The organism is Sphingomonas phyllosphaerae 5.2, from assembly GCF_000419605.1.
Taxonomy (GTDB): domain Bacteria; phylum Pseudomonadota; class Alphaproteobacteria; order Sphingomonadales; family Sphingomonadaceae; genus Sphingomonas; species Sphingomonas phyllosphaerae_B.
This window is the reverse complement of sequence record NZ_ATTI01000001.1, coordinates 3288021-3302574: the sequence shown is the minus strand read 5'-3', so window position 1 is coordinate 3302574 and position 14554 is coordinate 3288021. Positions and strand designations below refer to the sequence as shown.

The following is a 14554-nucleotide window of genomic DNA, read 5'->3' as shown; positions in this document are numbered from 1 at the left end:
TGACGACCCTCTTCTACGCCAGTTTTGGAAAGCGCGGATTGTTTTCTTTCTGCGGCTTTCGAGGTTGTGGGCTGCAGACACGGTGCGGGACTTGTTACATCCCTTCAGCCATGCGTGCTCAGTTACGCCCCTGGCCGCTTCAAGCGCCGTGAAGATAGCGAACGCGGCCCGCTCACTAGCGGTCAGCTTCTCAGCCGCCGGTGCCGCACCCGCAATCGAGGACGACGATCAGCCAACCCCAGACAGGATTGACCTGACACCGTTGGTGGCACGCACCCCGTAGATCGAATGACCGAGATCGCTGGGGTGGATGCGGTCAGCGGCGATTGCTACATCGGAATTTCCGCTGTTGTTGGTCGCGCCTACATAGCCAGTGCCAAACGTCCACGGCGAAGCGTCAGCTGCGAGGGGAACATAGTAAGCGCGCTGATCACCCGCCTGCGCAAAGCCCGCTTGAATCAAGGCCTCAACGTTAAGTGTCTGCGTGTCGGGACCGCGTGCGCCAACGTGGCTTCCAAAAACCACGATCATAGCATTTAGGCACATCGCGCGGATCGCCTGGATCGTGGCGACGACCTCCGCCTGCAGAAGCGTCAGGACGTTAGCCTGCGCATAGTCGTTGAAGCCACCTGCGACACATACAATATCGACATCAGACATGTTGATGTCGACGTTGACCACCGGCCAATCGGCGACCTGCTGACGGATCGTTTTGCGGGTTCCCGCCGCCATTCGAAATGTAGCCAGTCTGGCCAACCGCGACCACCCGGGTGTCCGACCAGCCCATCCGCCGACCCAGCGCTTTGGTCCACGCGAACATGCCAGGGATCGAGGCGCCGGCGCCTTCCGAATAGCTGTCGCCGGTACATAGCGCCAGAACGCGATCAAGCGGGCCCTCGCTGCGTGCGCAATTTGCCGTGGGTGCTACGGCAAGGCTGACGAGTTGCCCAGAACCGCCTGCACCTTCCAGGCGGATGACTCGTGGCCGGCGGTCTGGGAAAACCAACGTCGCATAGTTCTGACTGTTGTTGCTGGCATAGTTCAGTGCAGCCTTCGACACGTACTTGCCGTCGACCGTCATTCGGACGCCGCTGACCGTATTGCCGACCAGCCGGAACTGCACCTTAAGCGCGTCGGTGACGGTCTCCACCTCCCAACCCCACGCATTGTAGCTTGGGGTGGATTGCAGGGTATTGGTGAGATTTGCCCCGGTCACTGCCGGAGCGATCGACGCAGAAGGAAACACGATGCGGTTCGTGCCGTCCTCCGTGAAAGTCGGACGGCCGCCAGTCATCCGGGTTACTTGGAAGAGCGTTCGATTTAGCAAAGGGGTGGCGCCGGGCACGCCGCTGTAGAGGCGGGTCAGTGCAGCATCCGCGGCAGTGCATGAGCCAATTGGAAGTGCAAAGTGTAGATGATCATTTGCAGTCGCCAACATATAGTAGAATAGTCACGCAAATCGTGACAACATTGCCGCGCCTGAGGGCGGTAAAAACTATGGTTGACTCGTCCGATTGAGTCCGAGTAACTCCAATCGTGGTTAATACAATGGAGGCGATAATGAGCAAGGTAGACAAAGAGGCGCTCGACTATAGCGATCTCTGCGCAGTAGGGCGTGCACGTGCTGATATGATGGTTTTGCAGATGCGTGAAGACGGCAATCCCTTGCTGCTAACCTCTGCAGTTAAGGAGGTAGGGCAGTTGACTCCTATTCAGATCGGTTTCTTCACGCGTGTGGCATGTTTGTTGATTACCCAATAGTTTGGTGATTCGAACAACTCTGTTGATTTCGCCTTCGGAGGCGTGGCAGAATCCCGGCATGCTTCTAGAGGTCTTAAGTATGTCCGAGAAAGTGCGAGTCCCGTGTCGGGGTAAGGTGCCTTGGCACGGTCTCCCTGTGACAGGTCCCATACTGCGCCAGCGTGACGCCTCGGCTTACATGGGAGTGTCAAGATCAACGTTCTATCGCCTCGTAGCGGAAGGCTCGCTGCCGAAGCCGATCAGTTTGACGGCAAACGCCAAGGGCTTTCCGCGCCCATGGTTGGATGCGGTGCTTGCCGCTTGGGCGGCCGAACCGGAGTTGGCTTATGAGCGCTGAATTGTGGAGGCTGCCGCGCGTCATTGAGGTGACGGGTCTGTCCAAGACCGAAATCTACCGCCGGGTCAGCCAGGGGCAGTTCCCTAAGTCGCGGCCGTACAAGGACATCCCCAACAAGCGCTTTTGGATCTCAACCGAGGTCCAGCGCTGGCAGGCAGAGCAGGTAGGAGAGGACGAATGGGCCGCGCTGTTAAGCGTCGGCCGCAAGCCGGATGATTACGATGCGCTGCTAGGATGAGAGCCCGGCGACCCTACTCAGGTCGCCGGGCTACATCGTTACCCGCCGAGCAGACTCCTCAAAGCTCGAGGGTTCGTGCTGATGATGTTGAGTACGGCCTTCTCGCCAGCTCGCGTATTAAGCAGCTCCTGAGCAGCGGATTCAGCATCAAACAGGTTGACGATCTTCGGTGCTGGCACCGTCACGGCAGTCCCACCACCGTTATCGCGGTGACGTGCGTCCGCCCTCGTCAGAACCTCTTCGCCCCGCTCCAGGATTGCCGGCACCTCGTTCGGCTTTAGCCCCGCGATGCCGCCGGTGTGATAGCGCGCTGCCGTCTGCAACCACGACATATCGCCCTGCCTGTTCGGAAGGACTGAACTTCCAATCACGCCGCCGGTGTGCGCCACAGTGAAGCCGGCGCCCACCGTCTGCGAGAACCACGATCCACCAGCAGAGGCCGCCGAACTGGCGCCCATGCCCACCGCCGAAAGCAGACCGCGAACGATATTGAACGCGATCTGCTGCTGGATCAGCTGCGCGATCGTGCGCAGGAAGCTGGAGGCGAAATCCAGGAACGACAGCTTCAACGCGCGGAAGGCGTTTGCCCCATCCGCGATGCGTTGCGCGAAGCCGTCGAGTGCTCCCTCAAGATCGTTAGCCAGGGAGCTGGCCACATTCCGCGCACTCTCACCGAGGATCGTGCCCCAGTCGGCTGCCTCATCACGGCTGTTCTGCAACGCCGTTACCGTCGCGTCGATCTCCTCGCGCGTCCGGTGCAGCGGGTCGGTCTCCGGATCTAACGCCTCATAGAAAGCGATCGTGGCTTCGATCGACTCGCGAAGCTTGGCATTCACTTCGTCCAGCTGCCCAGAGACGGCCTTCGCGCCGGCGGTGTCGCCGAGATCCCGCAACAGGTCGACTCGTGCACGGAGCGCCTGCTGCTCCGCCTCCAACCCGCGCATTGGCCGCTCAACCTCGTTCTGCTGAGCCTGTGCCAGTGCACGGGCGTTCTGAAGGTCGAACTCCGCGGCCGCCAATTCGCGAGTCCTGGCGATCTGTTCAGTCGTCACGGTGACCGCTGATTCGCCGGCGGGCAGATTTTTGTTCGCCTCTGCCGCACGAGTTTGTAGATCACTCAAGGCTTTGGTGATTGTCGCTTCCCGCTGAGCCGCGATCAACGCCGTGTCGATCAAGTCGTTCTGGATCATCACGGCATCGTTGCCACGCTCACGTTCCGCATTGCCGCGGGCAACAGCTTCGTTGAACTCGTCCTGGCGCCGGCGCGACTGCTCCAGCAGCTTTTCAATCTCGACGACCCCAGCGCTCTGCGCCTGTCCGGTGTCGCCAACACGGCCGGCGATAAACTTCTCCAGCTCGTCCGCGGTGCGGTACCGTCCGGCGCCCTTATCGAAGAGATAGCCGCGGTTTCCGGCGAGTACCTGCTTATCCAGCAGCCGATCGACCGGGGTACTGCCGTTCGCCTGCAATACCTTCTTCGCACCAGCCCCGCCGAGGAAGTGCGACAGGTACAGATTGCCGGCGGTCACCTTCGCACCGAACGACTCTAAGAAACGAGCATTCTCGCGGGCGTAATTATCAATGACGGCCTTCGCCACCGACGCGTTGCCGCGCAGCGCCAGGATCTGGTCACGCGACAGCTTGTCACCTTCATCACGGAACACCTTTCGGAACTGCTCCAGCCAGGTTCCTTCCGTAAACTGCCCGAACCCGGATGCCGTCGAGAACGGGTTGCGGCCAGCTCCACCTTCCGCGCCGACAACGCGACCGTTGAACTGCTGGATCTCGCGCTCACGATCGGCACGCGCCGACTTCGCTGCCGCATCCGCCTTCTGCTGGAGCGTGGCGCGCTCCTTCTCGGCAGCCAGCTGCCCGGTTTTCGCCTTCAGGATGTCACCTTCGACGCCCTGCGCAGCGATCAATCCTGCCAATCGCGACGCCTCTGCTACGTCTAGGCGCTCACGAGCGCGCTCCAGCTGCTGCTGCAGCGAAAGCTCGCGCAACGCCGCCGCCTCGCGCTTCTTCTCCGGTGTATCGCCGGATGCCAGCGTGTCGCCACTGTCGGGCTTAGGCACAGCCGCCGCATAATCGCGCTTCAGGGCTGCCAGCTGATCGCGGAGGCGTTGAATGCCAAGCGCGCGAGGCTGCGACCGGTCGCGCGCTTGGATCTGCTCCGCTTCGCGGATACGGATCGACAGCGCGCTGATCTCCCGCAGCATATCGACGCGCGACTTCATGGCACCGCCACCGATCAGGTTGAGCAGACGGGTCACACCGGTTGCTGCGTCGAGCAGCAGCGCGTTTACAGCCTCGATCGGCTTCGTGTGCGACAGCGTGTCGAAGAACGTCTGGAATGCGCCACCCAGCTCCCGCGTGGCATTCGCCCACGGGCCGCGCATCTTCTCGGCGGCTGCATCCATGCGCTGGCTGAAGACTCGAAACGCCTCGCTACGTGCTTCATCCGCGCGGCCAGCTTCGTAGAGCGTTCGGATGCGATCCAGCTCAGCGGACGTGTAGGCGTGGGTCGCCGCATCCAGCTTCACCACGGCATCGTAGCCGCCGCTGAACCCATCGCTGAGAACCTTCGCCGCGTCTGGCAGCTTGGTGCCCATCACCTCCGCCAAGTCGCGCGAGGTGCGCAGGAACGGCTCCAACTTGTCGGCGGCAATCCCGTCCGCCACGAACCCGCGCAGAGCGGCGGAAGCATCGTCAGCGGCAATGCCAACCTGTCGCACGCGCTGAGTGATCTTCTCCAGGTCGCCGGCCTGATACGCCAGCCCGTTGCCGTTCGCCGTCAGCACACCCGAGAAGTCGCGCAGTCGCTCGGTCTCAGCCTGAAGCCGAATGACAGCCGCGGTGATGCCGCTGACCACGGCAGCGGCGCCAAGGAACGCCGGGTTCGTGAAGGCGGCGATGATCCCGGTGGTGACCCTAGGGAAGATCTGGATGATCTGACCGGCCTGTTGGCCAAGCGTCTGTGTCAGGCTCGTACCGGAAGCGAGCTGCGTACCGATATCGTTGAGCTGATAGCCGAGGTTCGTCAGCTGGTATGGCTGAAGGCCGAATGCGCTGAACTGCTTACCGCTGCCGGCGTCTGTCGCGCGCTTCATCTCAGCATTCAGTCGGGCAGTCTGCTGCGTCAGCTCGGCAGCCGAGATCTTCTCCGCCCTGAACAACTCGTTGGCTTCGCGCAGCTTGGCGTTGATCTGCGTCTGGATAGCCGCAACCGGGTTCAGCGATGCCCGCAGCGCGTCCGCGGCTCGATCGAGCCGCATGTCGTTGGCAGCGACTGCCTCGTACCCGGCACCCTGGGTCGTGGCTGCCGGCCGCGGGGCAAATGCTGCCTGGGCGCGCTGCGCCCGATCTGCGGCTTCTGCCACTCGCTGCAGCGCCGATACCTGCCGCTCCTCAGCGGCGGTAGCACGGTCGATCTCGGCACGAAGCTTCGCCTGCGCCTCCGCGGCAGCGTTCGCGATCGAGCCGAGCTGTTGCATCGCGGCCCGGCTGCCGTCGATTTTTCCCTGTTCGGCCGCCAGCGCTTCAGTGGTGCGGGCGATCTCACGACGCAACCGCTCCTGCTGCTTCGTCACCTCGGCGACTTGCTGAAGGCGGGGCGCCTGATCGCGGCCTGCTGCGACGATGGTGTCCGGCGAGTTGAGAGATGCCAGAGCTCGGGCTGCATCGGCGGCCTCACGCTTCAGCTCGTCTAGCTTGTCCTGCTGCGCGGCGATCCGGCCACCCAGCTTTTCCATGCCCGAAGCTGCGCGATCGGCCGCGGCGTTGATGGTCGACGCGCTCTTGTCGACGGTGGACAGCGCTGCGGCGAGATCGGCAGCGCTGGCGCGAGTGCCGTCCTGCGCCCCGGTCACCTTCCCCAGAGCATCGGAGATACGCTCAAACGTCGATGTGGCGTCGTCGCGAGCCCGGACAACCAGGCTGACGCTGCGATCGGTGTTGCGGGCCATTAGTGGCGACCTCCCGCGGTCGCAGCCGAGAAGCCACCGCCGAGTGCGGCGAGTGTCGCGGTCGTCAGTAGCGCCGACGGTTGGTATGCCTCCATGATAAGTCGCACGACGCGCCCGAGCATTTCGATACGCAGGGGCAGGGGAAGTGCAGCGGCGCGAACGGTCTCACCGTAGCTGGCTTCGATCAGCGCGTTTGCCATGGATGGAAGGGCAGGGAGGACCTGAGCGACATCCGGCGCGTGTGGGTTCGCCTTCTGCCCGCCGAGCTGCGCCATGGCCGTCATCGCGACGGGGGCGAGGTGCTGACGATGCGCGGCAATGATGCCGGAGATCTGCGAGAGGGTCGGGGCGGAGGGTTCGGGGAGCGTGGTCATGGGTCGGCTTATCCTTTGAGAACGGGCTGGGACGGGCTGGGACTAAGGGGGCGTCACCAGGAAGGTGACGGGTCACCCTGGGCGGTTGGCAACGGGTCCTTGGGGGTGCCGAATGCCGAATGCGGGACTCGCTGAGGCCCGAAAACATCGCGAGTTGGGTCATGCACCCGAGGCAAACGCCTATTTACACCGGTGTAAGTAAGTCCCGCACTGCGATCCGGACAGCCGGACACCCCTATAGGGGTGTGTCCGAGTCCGTCCGGGTTCGCGAAGCTGCGCAAGGCCGGACAAAAAGGGGCTGTCCGGAGATTGTCCGGAGTTGTCCGGCTAGGCACAAACGGCGGAAATCCAGCATGCCTAGCCGAACAGGTTTCGTTGCGGGCTTGTCCGGATAAGGTGCGATGCTGACGAGCGCCTGACACGTCAGGGCTCCAAATCATCGTGTTGGTACGAAGCGCCGTTGTCCGGAAAAACTCGGCCGTCTCGTATGGTTACGGCGCCTTTTCGGACGAGGCTTGCGACGGCGCGATCTACGACCCGGCGGCGACTATCTGCGTTGTCCGAGCCCGACACTGCGCGGCCGTTGATGCACGCTTCGCGCCACTCGCGCTCACATGCGGAGCCATTGGTGTCGACCTGCAACCCGGATAGGTGGCGGCGCGCGGCTGCCTCGCTCGGCGACAGCTTGACACGCTGAGCTGCTGCGCCGAGCGTCAGCTCCGCAACCAGGGCGGCGGTTATCGGGTCGCCGTCTTCGTCGACGCCTAGCTGCTCGGTGTCGATGCGGAAGGCGATGTCGCGATCGCACGCGCCATTGCGGTTCTTAGATAGGCGGCCGCGCACGACGCCGGACTCATCCTTGGGGAAGAGCTGCAAGGCGAAGTCGAGCGCGCCGTTGAGCAGACTGTGGCCCCGTGGCGTAGGCGTTTGAGCCTTCGTGTCGTGGTGAACCAAGACAACTGCAGCGTTGCTCGGCTTTGTAAGCGAATGCGCGGCCGCCATCACGCGACCCATTCCTTCGGCGGAGTTCTCTTCCAAGCCAGGGAAGGCCATCGCCAGCGTATCAATGAAGATCAGCGATGGCTGCAGCTCGCGGACGTGCCTGCGCAGCTCGACCAGATCCTCGCTGCCGGTGGTGAGTAGGTCCGTGATGCCCTCGCCGACCCGGAACGCGTCAGCATCTCCGTGCCGGATGCGGAGCGCGCGCACTCGATCTTTCATGCCGCGCGCGTCTTCGGCCGCGACGTAGAGCACGAGGCCCGGCTTCGTTCGCATGCCAAACGCGGGTACGCCGCGCGCGACCGCGTAGCCGATATGCGGGCTGATCAGCGACTTGCCGGCGCCTGGCGCGCCGTAGATGCAGCCGACATCGCCGGGTGCCATGAGCCCCTTCACGATGTAGCCGCGGGATGGCTCGGCGGCGCACTCGGCAGGATTGAAGAATCGCAGACGGTTCGGGCGCAGCAGGGCTTCAGCGGGGTCGGCGAGTGGATCGAGATCGTCTAGATCAGCGATCGCCGACTCGATCGCCTCTTTTCGCGCCGCGGTCTCTGGCGGCTCCCACCCGTACTGGGCTGCTGTTCGGTACAGCGTACCTAGGCCGATTGAGCGTTTGGCACCCGCTCGACCAAACGATCGCCACTTGCGGCGCTGATCGCGCTCGCCACCATATTTGGCGCCACGCTTCGACCAAGCGTCCCACAGCGCGAAGCCTTCATCCGAGCCGCAGCTGCCATGGAACAGCGCCATGCCGAGGTTGAGCCAAAGGTCACGGCCGCCGGTTGCGGGATCGTCGGCGTTGGTTGCGGGGATCGCCGCAAGCGCTGACTCGGCGCGGGCGGCTTCAAATGGCTCCTGCTGCTCGTCGGCGGCCCTGGTGGCAGCAAAGCCGTTGAATGGCCGCCCGTCGCGGCCGAGCGCCTTCGCGTCGAGATCTATAGCCCTGTCGAGCGGCTGCCCGTCGACAATGGCGACCTCCAGCTCAGGAGCCCCATCCAAGCGACCGTAAAAGTACGACTGCGAAGTGGTGAAGCTTTCGCTCGCCAGGGCGCCCCCTAGGGCGCCGTTGAGCCGGGCGCACATGCGAGCATGCTCGTCCGGACTAACGAGTTCTGCCAGCGGTGCGACGGCTCGCCAGCGCGGCTTCGCGGCAGAGTGGGAAGGAGATCCGACGAAGGCAACTGCGATGCCGGCGGCGCGCGCCATGGCGGCCGCCTCAGATATGCTGATTTCTCCCGCGTCGTAGTCCGCGACGATACCGCTAATCGCAACGATGTTGTCGTCATGGCGCAAGCTTCCGCGATCGGTCGCCGCGTCGCCAAACTGAGCCATCTTAAAGAGAGGAAGTGCTGCCTTGTTCTTTGCGGTGCGCGATGAGAAGCCGCCGATGAAATTGCGAACTGATGAAGTGACAACCGTCTGAGCGGTCGCGTGCACGTCAGAAAACGTGGTGATCGTGATCGGCTGATCATGCGGCGATGCAGTCATGCACGCGCCAAGCAGCGTATCAAATTCGTCAGGCAAAGTTGGCATGGGGACGTAGCACCTTGTGCATAGGCCCGGATCATCCTATAAAGGAAACGGTTGTTAGGACGTAATCCAGGAAGCCGGCGTCGATGGTCCCCACCGTTCGACGCCGGCTTTTCTGTTAATGGGTGTGGACTGCATATCCTGAGCAGAGCGGCGCGATTGCTAACCGCTGCTCATTGTCGAGGTGGCAGTCGTCGAGCAGCATTTTAACCGGTCGTGGGTCGCCTTCGAAGTAGGCAAGTCTGGCCTTATTCGCCGTCGCCTTCCCGATAATTGCGGCGAGCCGCTGCCGCATAAGGCGTTCCGCACGGACGATCTGCGCCGCTAACTTTGGGGCGAGCCCTTCCGCCTTAAAGTGGCGCCGGCGTTCGCGTGCGGCCCGCGACCAGTCGCTCCCTGCCGGCCTCACCTCGCGGCCTCATGGGCAGTGATTTCGTCGGCAGTCGGCAGTCGCGCGGCACCGAGGGCTATCAGCCGGGCCCCCTCCACAGCGCCGCCTTCGACCAAGTCGAAGATGGCGCCGGGACGTACCTGCTTCTCGGCATGGAGGCGGAAGTCCAGGCCGTCTGCGGGTGCGGGCTCAGCATCCGAGATCTGGACGGGTCTCCCGCTACGATCGAAAGCGCTGCCGTGCTTCGGCATGTTCCGGTCGGGCAAAGAGACGAGGTGAAGCGCCACGAGGAGCATCACAGGACGCCGCTCGCGAGATTGTAGGCGTCCACTTCAGCCGGCGTCGGATCGCGGACAGCCTCCTGATCGCGCAGCCATTGAAGCTCGGCTCGGTCATCGGTGAACTCGAACACTTCGCCGGGCAAGACGCGGCGTTCGGAACGTTTGCCGGTATCGTAATTGTACCGGTGCAGCCCGGTCGCAGGATCGACATCGGGCATGGAGAGCAGGTGAACTGCGGCGAGTAGGGTCACTTGGACTCCTCCTCGTTTTGACGCTTGAAGCCAGCGAGACCAGCGGACCGAACGAGCGCTACGATTTCGTCGTCGTCGTTGGATTTAGGTTGAGGCGACGCCTGGGGTGCGGCCTTAGCGGTCAGCCCGGCAAGTCCGACCGATCTCGCGAGGGCGACCAAGTCGCCGCCGTCCGGCTTGCTGCCCGCGCCCACCCGGGCCGGTGGCACGGCGACGGCCGGAGCGGTAGGGGAGGCGGGCTCGTGCACGCGCGCAGGTGCTTGAGTGGATGCCGGGCGCAGCGCTGCAATGGTCGCGATCGCCTGCTCCGCGGACCCTGCTCGCGCAATGCTGGCGAGCTGCTGTGGAGTGAGGCGGCTCATGCCTCCACCTCAGCGATGTAGGCCGAAACGGCAGCGCCGAGACCAGGGAAGAGGCCAGAGTTCTGGCCAGGGTTCTTCGGGCACGATGCCGGTCGGAGGTCGTAGGGGTGAAACGGCCACTGGTAGTGGCGCAGCATGTCGAGGAACTCGCCGGCTGGGCCATAAGCCTTTGCCAGGCTGGGAAATGGGTGCGTCGTTTTGCCGGGTGTCGGAAAGCGCGTGTGGTGCGCCTGGTAAGCGCCGCCCGCGTCGATTGCGGCACGAACGCAGGCATCGACCGCCTCCTGAAAGGCGTCCTGAGCTTCCGAGTATAGCGCTACGCTCCCCTCATGGAGAGCCTGCCTCACGTCGCGCTCAGCGCCGACCACGACCCGCTGCGCCTTCGCGATCACGCTGTCCTGAGTGGCGCATGCTTCCGTGATGCCCTCGACCTCGAGCTTCATCGCCGTGAAGTCATGCCGCGGCACCTCCACGGTCTCGCCAGTCGCCTTGCGGCGTGCGGCGTCGCGGGTCTCGGTCTCGGCCGCGAGTAGAGCGGCCTCTGCGGCGCTCTTCTTCTTAGAAAGATCGCGCCCGACCTGCTCCTCTCGCGCCTCTTCAGCGCGCGCGTAATCAGCCGCGCGACGCGCGGTTTCCAGTTTCGTCGGCATGGTTGTTAGTTCTCCGTCGTCAGGATTGGATAGCGAGCGACGGCGCGCTGCTCTGCCCAAGCACGAAGGCCCTTTGGACCAGTAAGTGGATAGAGAACCCGCCGGCCTACCCGCATGAAGGGTGGTCCTTCTGCGGGGTTATAGATTCGCAGATTGCGTAAGTGGCCGGCGGAAAGGCCCAGCATCGCTGCTGTTTCAAGTGTGTCCGCGAACAAGCGCTCGCTCATGGCGTGTCACCTCAAATCGGATAAGGTGACGTAGGAATACACTGATTCTGCTTGCGGTACAACGATTCGTGAGTTGTCAACACTTTGTTGAGTGAAGCCTCAACTCAACGGATTGTTGAGGGCCGAAAGCTAAAATCAGAAAATGGCGGAAAACTGCCAACGAAAGTCTTAGCAAGACGCACCGCATGCCAAGCCGCGCTCATCGATCAAGCCTTTTGAGGCACCGCAGCAGCTTGCGGCATCTCGCCCATCGCGACGGCGATTGCGCCCCCGATCGCGTCGCTCGCCCTGCGCAGAGGACTCGAGTCGAGGTGCGCATAGCGAGCCGTGGTCTTCACGTCGGCGTGTCCGAGCAGTTTTCCGATGACCGGCAGGCCCATGCTCGCGCCGGCGCCGACGCTAGCGAAGCTGTGCCGAAGATCGTGGAGCCTCAGGCCTGGCAGGTCAGCCGCCCGAATAACTGTCGCCCAAGGGCGCTTTAAATCGGCCTTCGGGCGTGTGAGATCATCCATTGAGGGAAACACGTACTCGCTGAGCGGTGCGGTGGATCTACTACCCGCCGTTGCAGCCAGCGCGATGGCAGCGGCCTTAAGCTCGCTCAGCACGACGATCGCGGGACTACCTAGAACAATGGTCTTCTTGCCGGTCTTTGAGTCGGACAGGAGCAGCAGCCCTCGATCAAGATCCACCTCTCTCCAGCGAAGATGGAGGATCTCGCGGAGGCGCGCGCCGGTGAAAATTAGCAGCCGGAGGGCAGCGGCGGCCTCGCGATCGATTTTTGTAAGTCGCACCTCAGGCCGTTTTGGAGTGTGCTTAGCATTCGGGCGGAGTGGGTCCGCCGCGCGCCAAGGCACGCCCTCGGTTTCCGCAAGCCGGATCGCGGCTCCGAGACGGGACAGCTCATTCGACGCCAGGTAGCGCTCGCGACCCCGTTCCTTGAATTTCTGTATACCACGTGCGGGATTGTGGTTCTCTGCCACATGCTGCGCCTGCTGTGCCCATCTGAAGAAGTGGCTCAATAGGATGATGGTGCGGTTCGCCGTCGATGGATGCTTTTGGCCGAATGAGCGATGGAAGCGCAGCACGTCGCTGACCTTCAGATCGCGCGCGTTACTCGGCCCGAAAGCAGGGATCAGATGATTTTTCCACAGCGCCATATACAGGACGACCGTGCGGGGCTTTCGCAGCGGGTTCGTGTCGGCGCTGTAAAGAGGCTCCAGCTCGGCGATCGACTGCGCGATGCGCGCCTCCTTGCGCCTTGCTGCAGGGTCTTCGCCGAGGCGCACCCTGGCAAGCATGACCCTGGCAGCTTCACGCGCGGTCTCGGGCGATAGCGTCTCCGGAGAGCCGAGCACGACTCTTCGTTTGGCTACGTTCCGACCGCCTGACCCAGGGCGATATTCGACGATCCACGAGCGGCTGCCTGCGGCGTGTCGGCCGCTGGGCGGGAGGGCCTTCAAGCCAAACCCTTTTAACTCCGCATCGTAGAAGATTGTCGGACGGGTGATCGTCGGCAGATTGGACAGTGCCTTACGGCCTAACTTTAGAGTCGGCATGTATCACCTGAGTCGCCACGGAGTCGCCACCGCGCTTATGACAGCGGGTGACGGCAGGGCGCAAGTGACGCGAAATCGTTCGCATTTGCTAAGGTTTTTAGGACTCTTCACGTATCCGATCTGACAACTGTAGATCATCTTGAGTTTAGCAGATGCACACTGGGGGTGTGGGGGTCGCAGGTTCGAATCCTGTCGCCCCGACCAAGAGTTACAATCCGCAATTATACCTTCGGTCTCAGACGCTTCGCCTGCTATGATGTATGTAGCATCGGGGCGATGTGGCACGAGCGCGTGGAACCGGATGTGTTTCACAGCGGCTACGTCGTCCGGCTCCCGAGCGGGAGAACGAGGATGGCCGCAGCCGCCGACCACGACAGCAGCAGCGAGGCGGGTGGCCCGCGCCCGGGGCCATGATCCGGGTCGAGCGTCGCGGGCCGTTCGCCGGCATCGATCCGCCGTCACCGGTGACGATCGACGGCAGCGATCCGGTGCGGCGGCGACTCGACCGGCTTTCCCCGGGCCTCGCCGACACGATCGGGATCCGGACGCGGCGCTTCCTGGCGCGCAACGTCCGCTCGCGCCGCGAGATCGCGCATGATGGAGAAATGGTGGCGGGCGTACCGGCGTTGCGATCGGGGTGGGCGGCGTACGTCCGGCATTTCGCGGACGGCCGGCGGCAGATCCAGCACCTGTTCGTGCCCGGCGACCTGATGGTGCTCGACCGTCGCTTGCCCAATCCTGCGACGATCGTCGCGCTGACGCCGGTGACCCTGATCGACCTCGACGGGCTCCGGGGGCCCGACATCGCGCTGTTCGACGAGGCCTTGCGCCGGCATGCGATGCAGACGCTCCACCACCTGCTCGACGGGACCGCGCGGCTTGGGCGGCAATCGGCGATCGAGCGCTTCGCGCACCTGTTGCTGGAGCTTCGCGACCGGTTGCTCGACGTCGGCCTCGCCAGCGAACGCTCGTTTCCGATGCCGTTGACGCAGGAGATGCTGGCCGACACGCTCGGGCTGACGAGCGTCCACGTTAATCGCACCTTGCAGGTCATGCGGCAGGACGGGCTGATCGCGCTGGCCGGCAGGGACGTGACGCTGCTGCGCACGGACGAGTTGATGCGGATGGCGGATTACCAGTCGCCGCCGCCGGTCGACATGATTACGACCTGAGCGATGGACAGGGATCGGGCAAGTCGCGCGCCGTGGTGGTATCGGATCGTGGTGGCAATGCTGCTGCTGTGGGGTGCGCTCGGCTGCTGGGCATGTTTCACGCAGCTGACGCAAGGTGCCGATGCGATGGCGGCGGCGAGCGACTATGACCGCGCGCTCTTCGACCGCCTGCCGCTGTGGTATCGACTCGACTATGCGATCGCGACGGGCACGATGCTGCTCGGCGCGGTGGCGCTGCTGCTGCGGTCGCGACACGCGGTCGCGCTGCTGACGGTGTCGCTGGTGGCGGTCATGATCCAGTTCGGATGGATGTTCGCGATGACCGACATCATCGCCGTCAAGGGGCCATACGTGCTGTACTTTCCGCTGCTGATCCTGGCGTTCGGCGCGCTGGCGCTGCACCTGGCGCATCTCGCGCGGCGACGCGGCTGGATCGTTTGAGCGCGCTGGCGTAGCACGG

At 63.5% G+C, this 14554-nt stretch carries 14 protein-coding genes; 5 read left to right on the top strand and 9 right to left on the bottom strand.

Annotation, left to right across the window (positions count from 1 at the left end; genetic code table 11):
- Nucleotides 1–228 precede the first annotated feature (228 nt).
- Both SPHPHY_RS0115705 and SPHPHY_RS0115700 read right to left on the bottom strand, forming a co-directional pair.
- Nucleotides 229–660: an SGNH/GDSL hydrolase family protein gene (locus tag SPHPHY_RS0115705; protein WP_022687641.1), complete on the bottom strand. Its 432-nt coding sequence runs from the start codon at nucleotides 658–660 to the stop codon at nucleotides 229–231.
- Complete coding sequence (locus SPHPHY_RS0115700; RefSeq protein WP_022687640.1) at nucleotides 653–1294, bottom strand: hypothetical protein; 642 nt, start codon at nucleotides 1292–1294, stop codon at nucleotides 653–655. Before SPHPHY_RS0115700 ends, SPHPHY_RS0115705 begins: the two co-directional genes overlap by 8 nt.
- A 266-nt stretch (nucleotides 1295–1560) precedes the next feature.
- On the opposite strand from SPHPHY_RS0115700, the gene SPHPHY_RS0115695 reads away from it, so the two are divergent.
- The 3 genes from SPHPHY_RS0115695 to SPHPHY_RS20390 are packed head-to-tail and all read left to right on the top strand — an operon-like array spanning nucleotide 1561 to nucleotide 2336.
- Nucleotides 1561–1761 carry a hypothetical protein gene (locus SPHPHY_RS0115695; protein ID WP_156025118.1) on the top strand — a complete coding sequence of 67 codons (201 nt, stop codon included), beginning with the start codon at nucleotides 1561–1563 and terminating at the stop codon, nucleotides 1759–1761.
- 58 nt (nucleotides 1762–1819) lie between these two features.
- On the top strand, nucleotides 1820–2098 hold the full coding sequence (locus tag SPHPHY_RS22820) for an AlpA family phage regulatory protein (protein ID WP_081645329.1): 279 nt from the start codon (nucleotides 1820–1822) through the stop codon (nucleotides 2096–2098).
- On the top strand, nucleotides 2088–2336 hold the full coding sequence (locus SPHPHY_RS20390; protein ID WP_022687638.1) for a helix-turn-helix transcriptional regulator: 249 nt from the start codon (nucleotides 2088–2090) through the stop codon (nucleotides 2334–2336). The genes SPHPHY_RS22820 and SPHPHY_RS20390 overlap by 11 nt, the downstream gene beginning before the upstream one ends.
- 38 nt (nucleotides 2337–2374) lie before the next feature.
- Here SPHPHY_RS20390 and SPHPHY_RS0115685 read toward each other — a convergent pair whose 3' ends face one another.
- The 7 genes from SPHPHY_RS0115685 to SPHPHY_RS0115645 form a co-directional block, all read right to left on the bottom strand.
- Nucleotides 2375–6301, bottom strand: coding sequence for a phage tail length tape measure family protein (locus tag SPHPHY_RS0115685; protein WP_022687637.1), 3927 nt, complete (start codon nucleotides 6299–6301; stop codon nucleotides 2375–2377).
- Nucleotides 6301–6675 (bottom strand): hypothetical protein, encoded by a 375-nt coding sequence (locus SPHPHY_RS0115680; RefSeq protein ID WP_022687636.1) that lies wholly within the window; start codon nucleotides 6673–6675, stop codon nucleotides 6301–6303. The genes SPHPHY_RS0115685 and SPHPHY_RS0115680 overlap by 1 nt, the downstream gene beginning before the upstream one ends.
- Nucleotides 6676–7098: 423 nt before the next feature.
- On the bottom strand, nucleotides 7099–9207 hold the full coding sequence (locus tag SPHPHY_RS0115675) for an AAA family ATPase (protein ID WP_022687635.1): 2109 nt from the start codon (nucleotides 9205–9207) through the stop codon (nucleotides 7099–7101).
- Nucleotides 9208–9609: 402 nt separating this feature from the next.
- Nucleotides 9610–9894 (bottom strand): hypothetical protein, encoded by a 285-nt coding sequence (locus SPHPHY_RS0115665; protein ID WP_156025116.1) that lies wholly within the window; start codon nucleotides 9892–9894, stop codon nucleotides 9610–9612.
- Complete coding sequence (locus SPHPHY_RS0115660) at nucleotides 9891–10127, bottom strand: hypothetical protein (RefSeq protein WP_156025115.1); 237 nt, start codon at nucleotides 10125–10127, stop codon at nucleotides 9891–9893. Before SPHPHY_RS0115660 ends, SPHPHY_RS0115665 begins: the two co-directional genes overlap by 4 nt.
- Before the next feature lie 358 nt (nucleotides 10128–10485).
- Complete coding sequence (locus tag SPHPHY_RS0115650; RefSeq protein WP_022687630.1) at nucleotides 10486–11139, bottom strand: hypothetical protein; 654 nt, start codon at nucleotides 11137–11139, stop codon at nucleotides 10486–10488.
- Between the two features lie 433 nt (nucleotides 11140–11572).
- Nucleotides 11573–12922 (bottom strand): site-specific integrase, encoded by a 1350-nt coding sequence (locus SPHPHY_RS0115645; RefSeq protein ID WP_022687629.1) that lies wholly within the window; start codon nucleotides 12920–12922, stop codon nucleotides 11573–11575.
- Between the two features lie 410 nt (nucleotides 12923–13332).
- Here SPHPHY_RS0115645 and SPHPHY_RS20385 point away from each other — a divergent pair, with 410 nt between their 5' ends.
- Together SPHPHY_RS20385 and SPHPHY_RS0115635 are read left to right on the top strand one after the other, a co-directional pair.
- A complete protein-coding gene (locus tag SPHPHY_RS20385) occupies nucleotides 13333–14094 on the top strand; it encodes a Crp/Fnr family transcriptional regulator (RefSeq protein WP_022687628.1) in 762 nt (253 codons plus the stop codon).
- A gap of 57 nt (nucleotides 14095–14151) precedes the next feature.
- Nucleotides 14152–14535 carry a hypothetical protein gene (locus SPHPHY_RS0115635; protein WP_231370484.1) on the top strand — a complete coding sequence of 128 codons (384 nt, stop codon included), beginning with the start codon at nucleotides 14152–14154 and terminating at the stop codon, nucleotides 14533–14535.
- Nucleotides 14536–14554: the final 19 nt, after the last annotated feature.

Coding starts and splice junctions, on each gene's coding strand:
- SPHPHY_RS20385 (WP_022687628.1), top strand. CDS start 13,333: ATGATCCGGGTCGAGCGTCGCGGGCCGTTCGCCGGCATCGATCCGCCG.
- SPHPHY_RS0115675 (WP_022687635.1), bottom strand. CDS start 9,207: ATGCCAACTTTGCCTGACGAATTTGATACGCTGCTTGGCGCGTGCATG.
- SPHPHY_RS22820 (WP_081645329.1), top strand. CDS start 1,820: ATGCTTCTAGAGGTCTTAAGTATGTCCGAGAAAGTGCGAGTCCCGTGT.
- SPHPHY_RS0115650 (WP_022687630.1), bottom strand. CDS start 11,139: ATGCCGACGAAACTGGAAACCGCGCGTCGCGCGGCTGATTACGCGCGC.
- SPHPHY_RS0115680 (WP_022687636.1), bottom strand. CDS start 6,675: ATGACCACGCTCCCCGAACCCTCCGCCCCGACCCTCTCGCAGATCTCC.
- SPHPHY_RS20390 (WP_022687638.1), top strand. CDS start 2,088: ATGAGCGCTGAATTGTGGAGGCTGCCGCGCGTCATTGAGGTGACGGGT.
- SPHPHY_RS0115695 (WP_156025118.1), top strand. CDS start 1,561: ATGAGCAAGGTAGACAAAGAGGCGCTCGACTATAGCGATCTCTGCGCA.
- SPHPHY_RS0115700 (WP_022687640.1), bottom strand. CDS start 1,294: ATGACTGGCGGCCGTCCGACTTTCACGGAGGACGGCACGAACCGCATC.
- SPHPHY_RS0115645 (WP_022687629.1), bottom strand. CDS start 12,922: ATGCCGACTCTAAAGTTAGGCCGTAAGGCACTGTCCAATCTGCCGACG.
- SPHPHY_RS0115635 (WP_231370484.1), top strand. CDS start 14,152: ATGCTGCTGCTGTGGGGTGCGCTCGGCTGCTGGGCATGTTTCACGCAG.
- SPHPHY_RS0115685 (WP_022687637.1), bottom strand. CDS start 6,301: ATGGCCCGCAACACCGATCGCAGCGTCAGCCTGGTTGTCCGGGCTCGC.
- SPHPHY_RS0115705 (WP_022687641.1), bottom strand. CDS start 660: ATGTCTGATGTCGATATTGTATGTGTCGCAGGTGGCTTCAACGACTAT.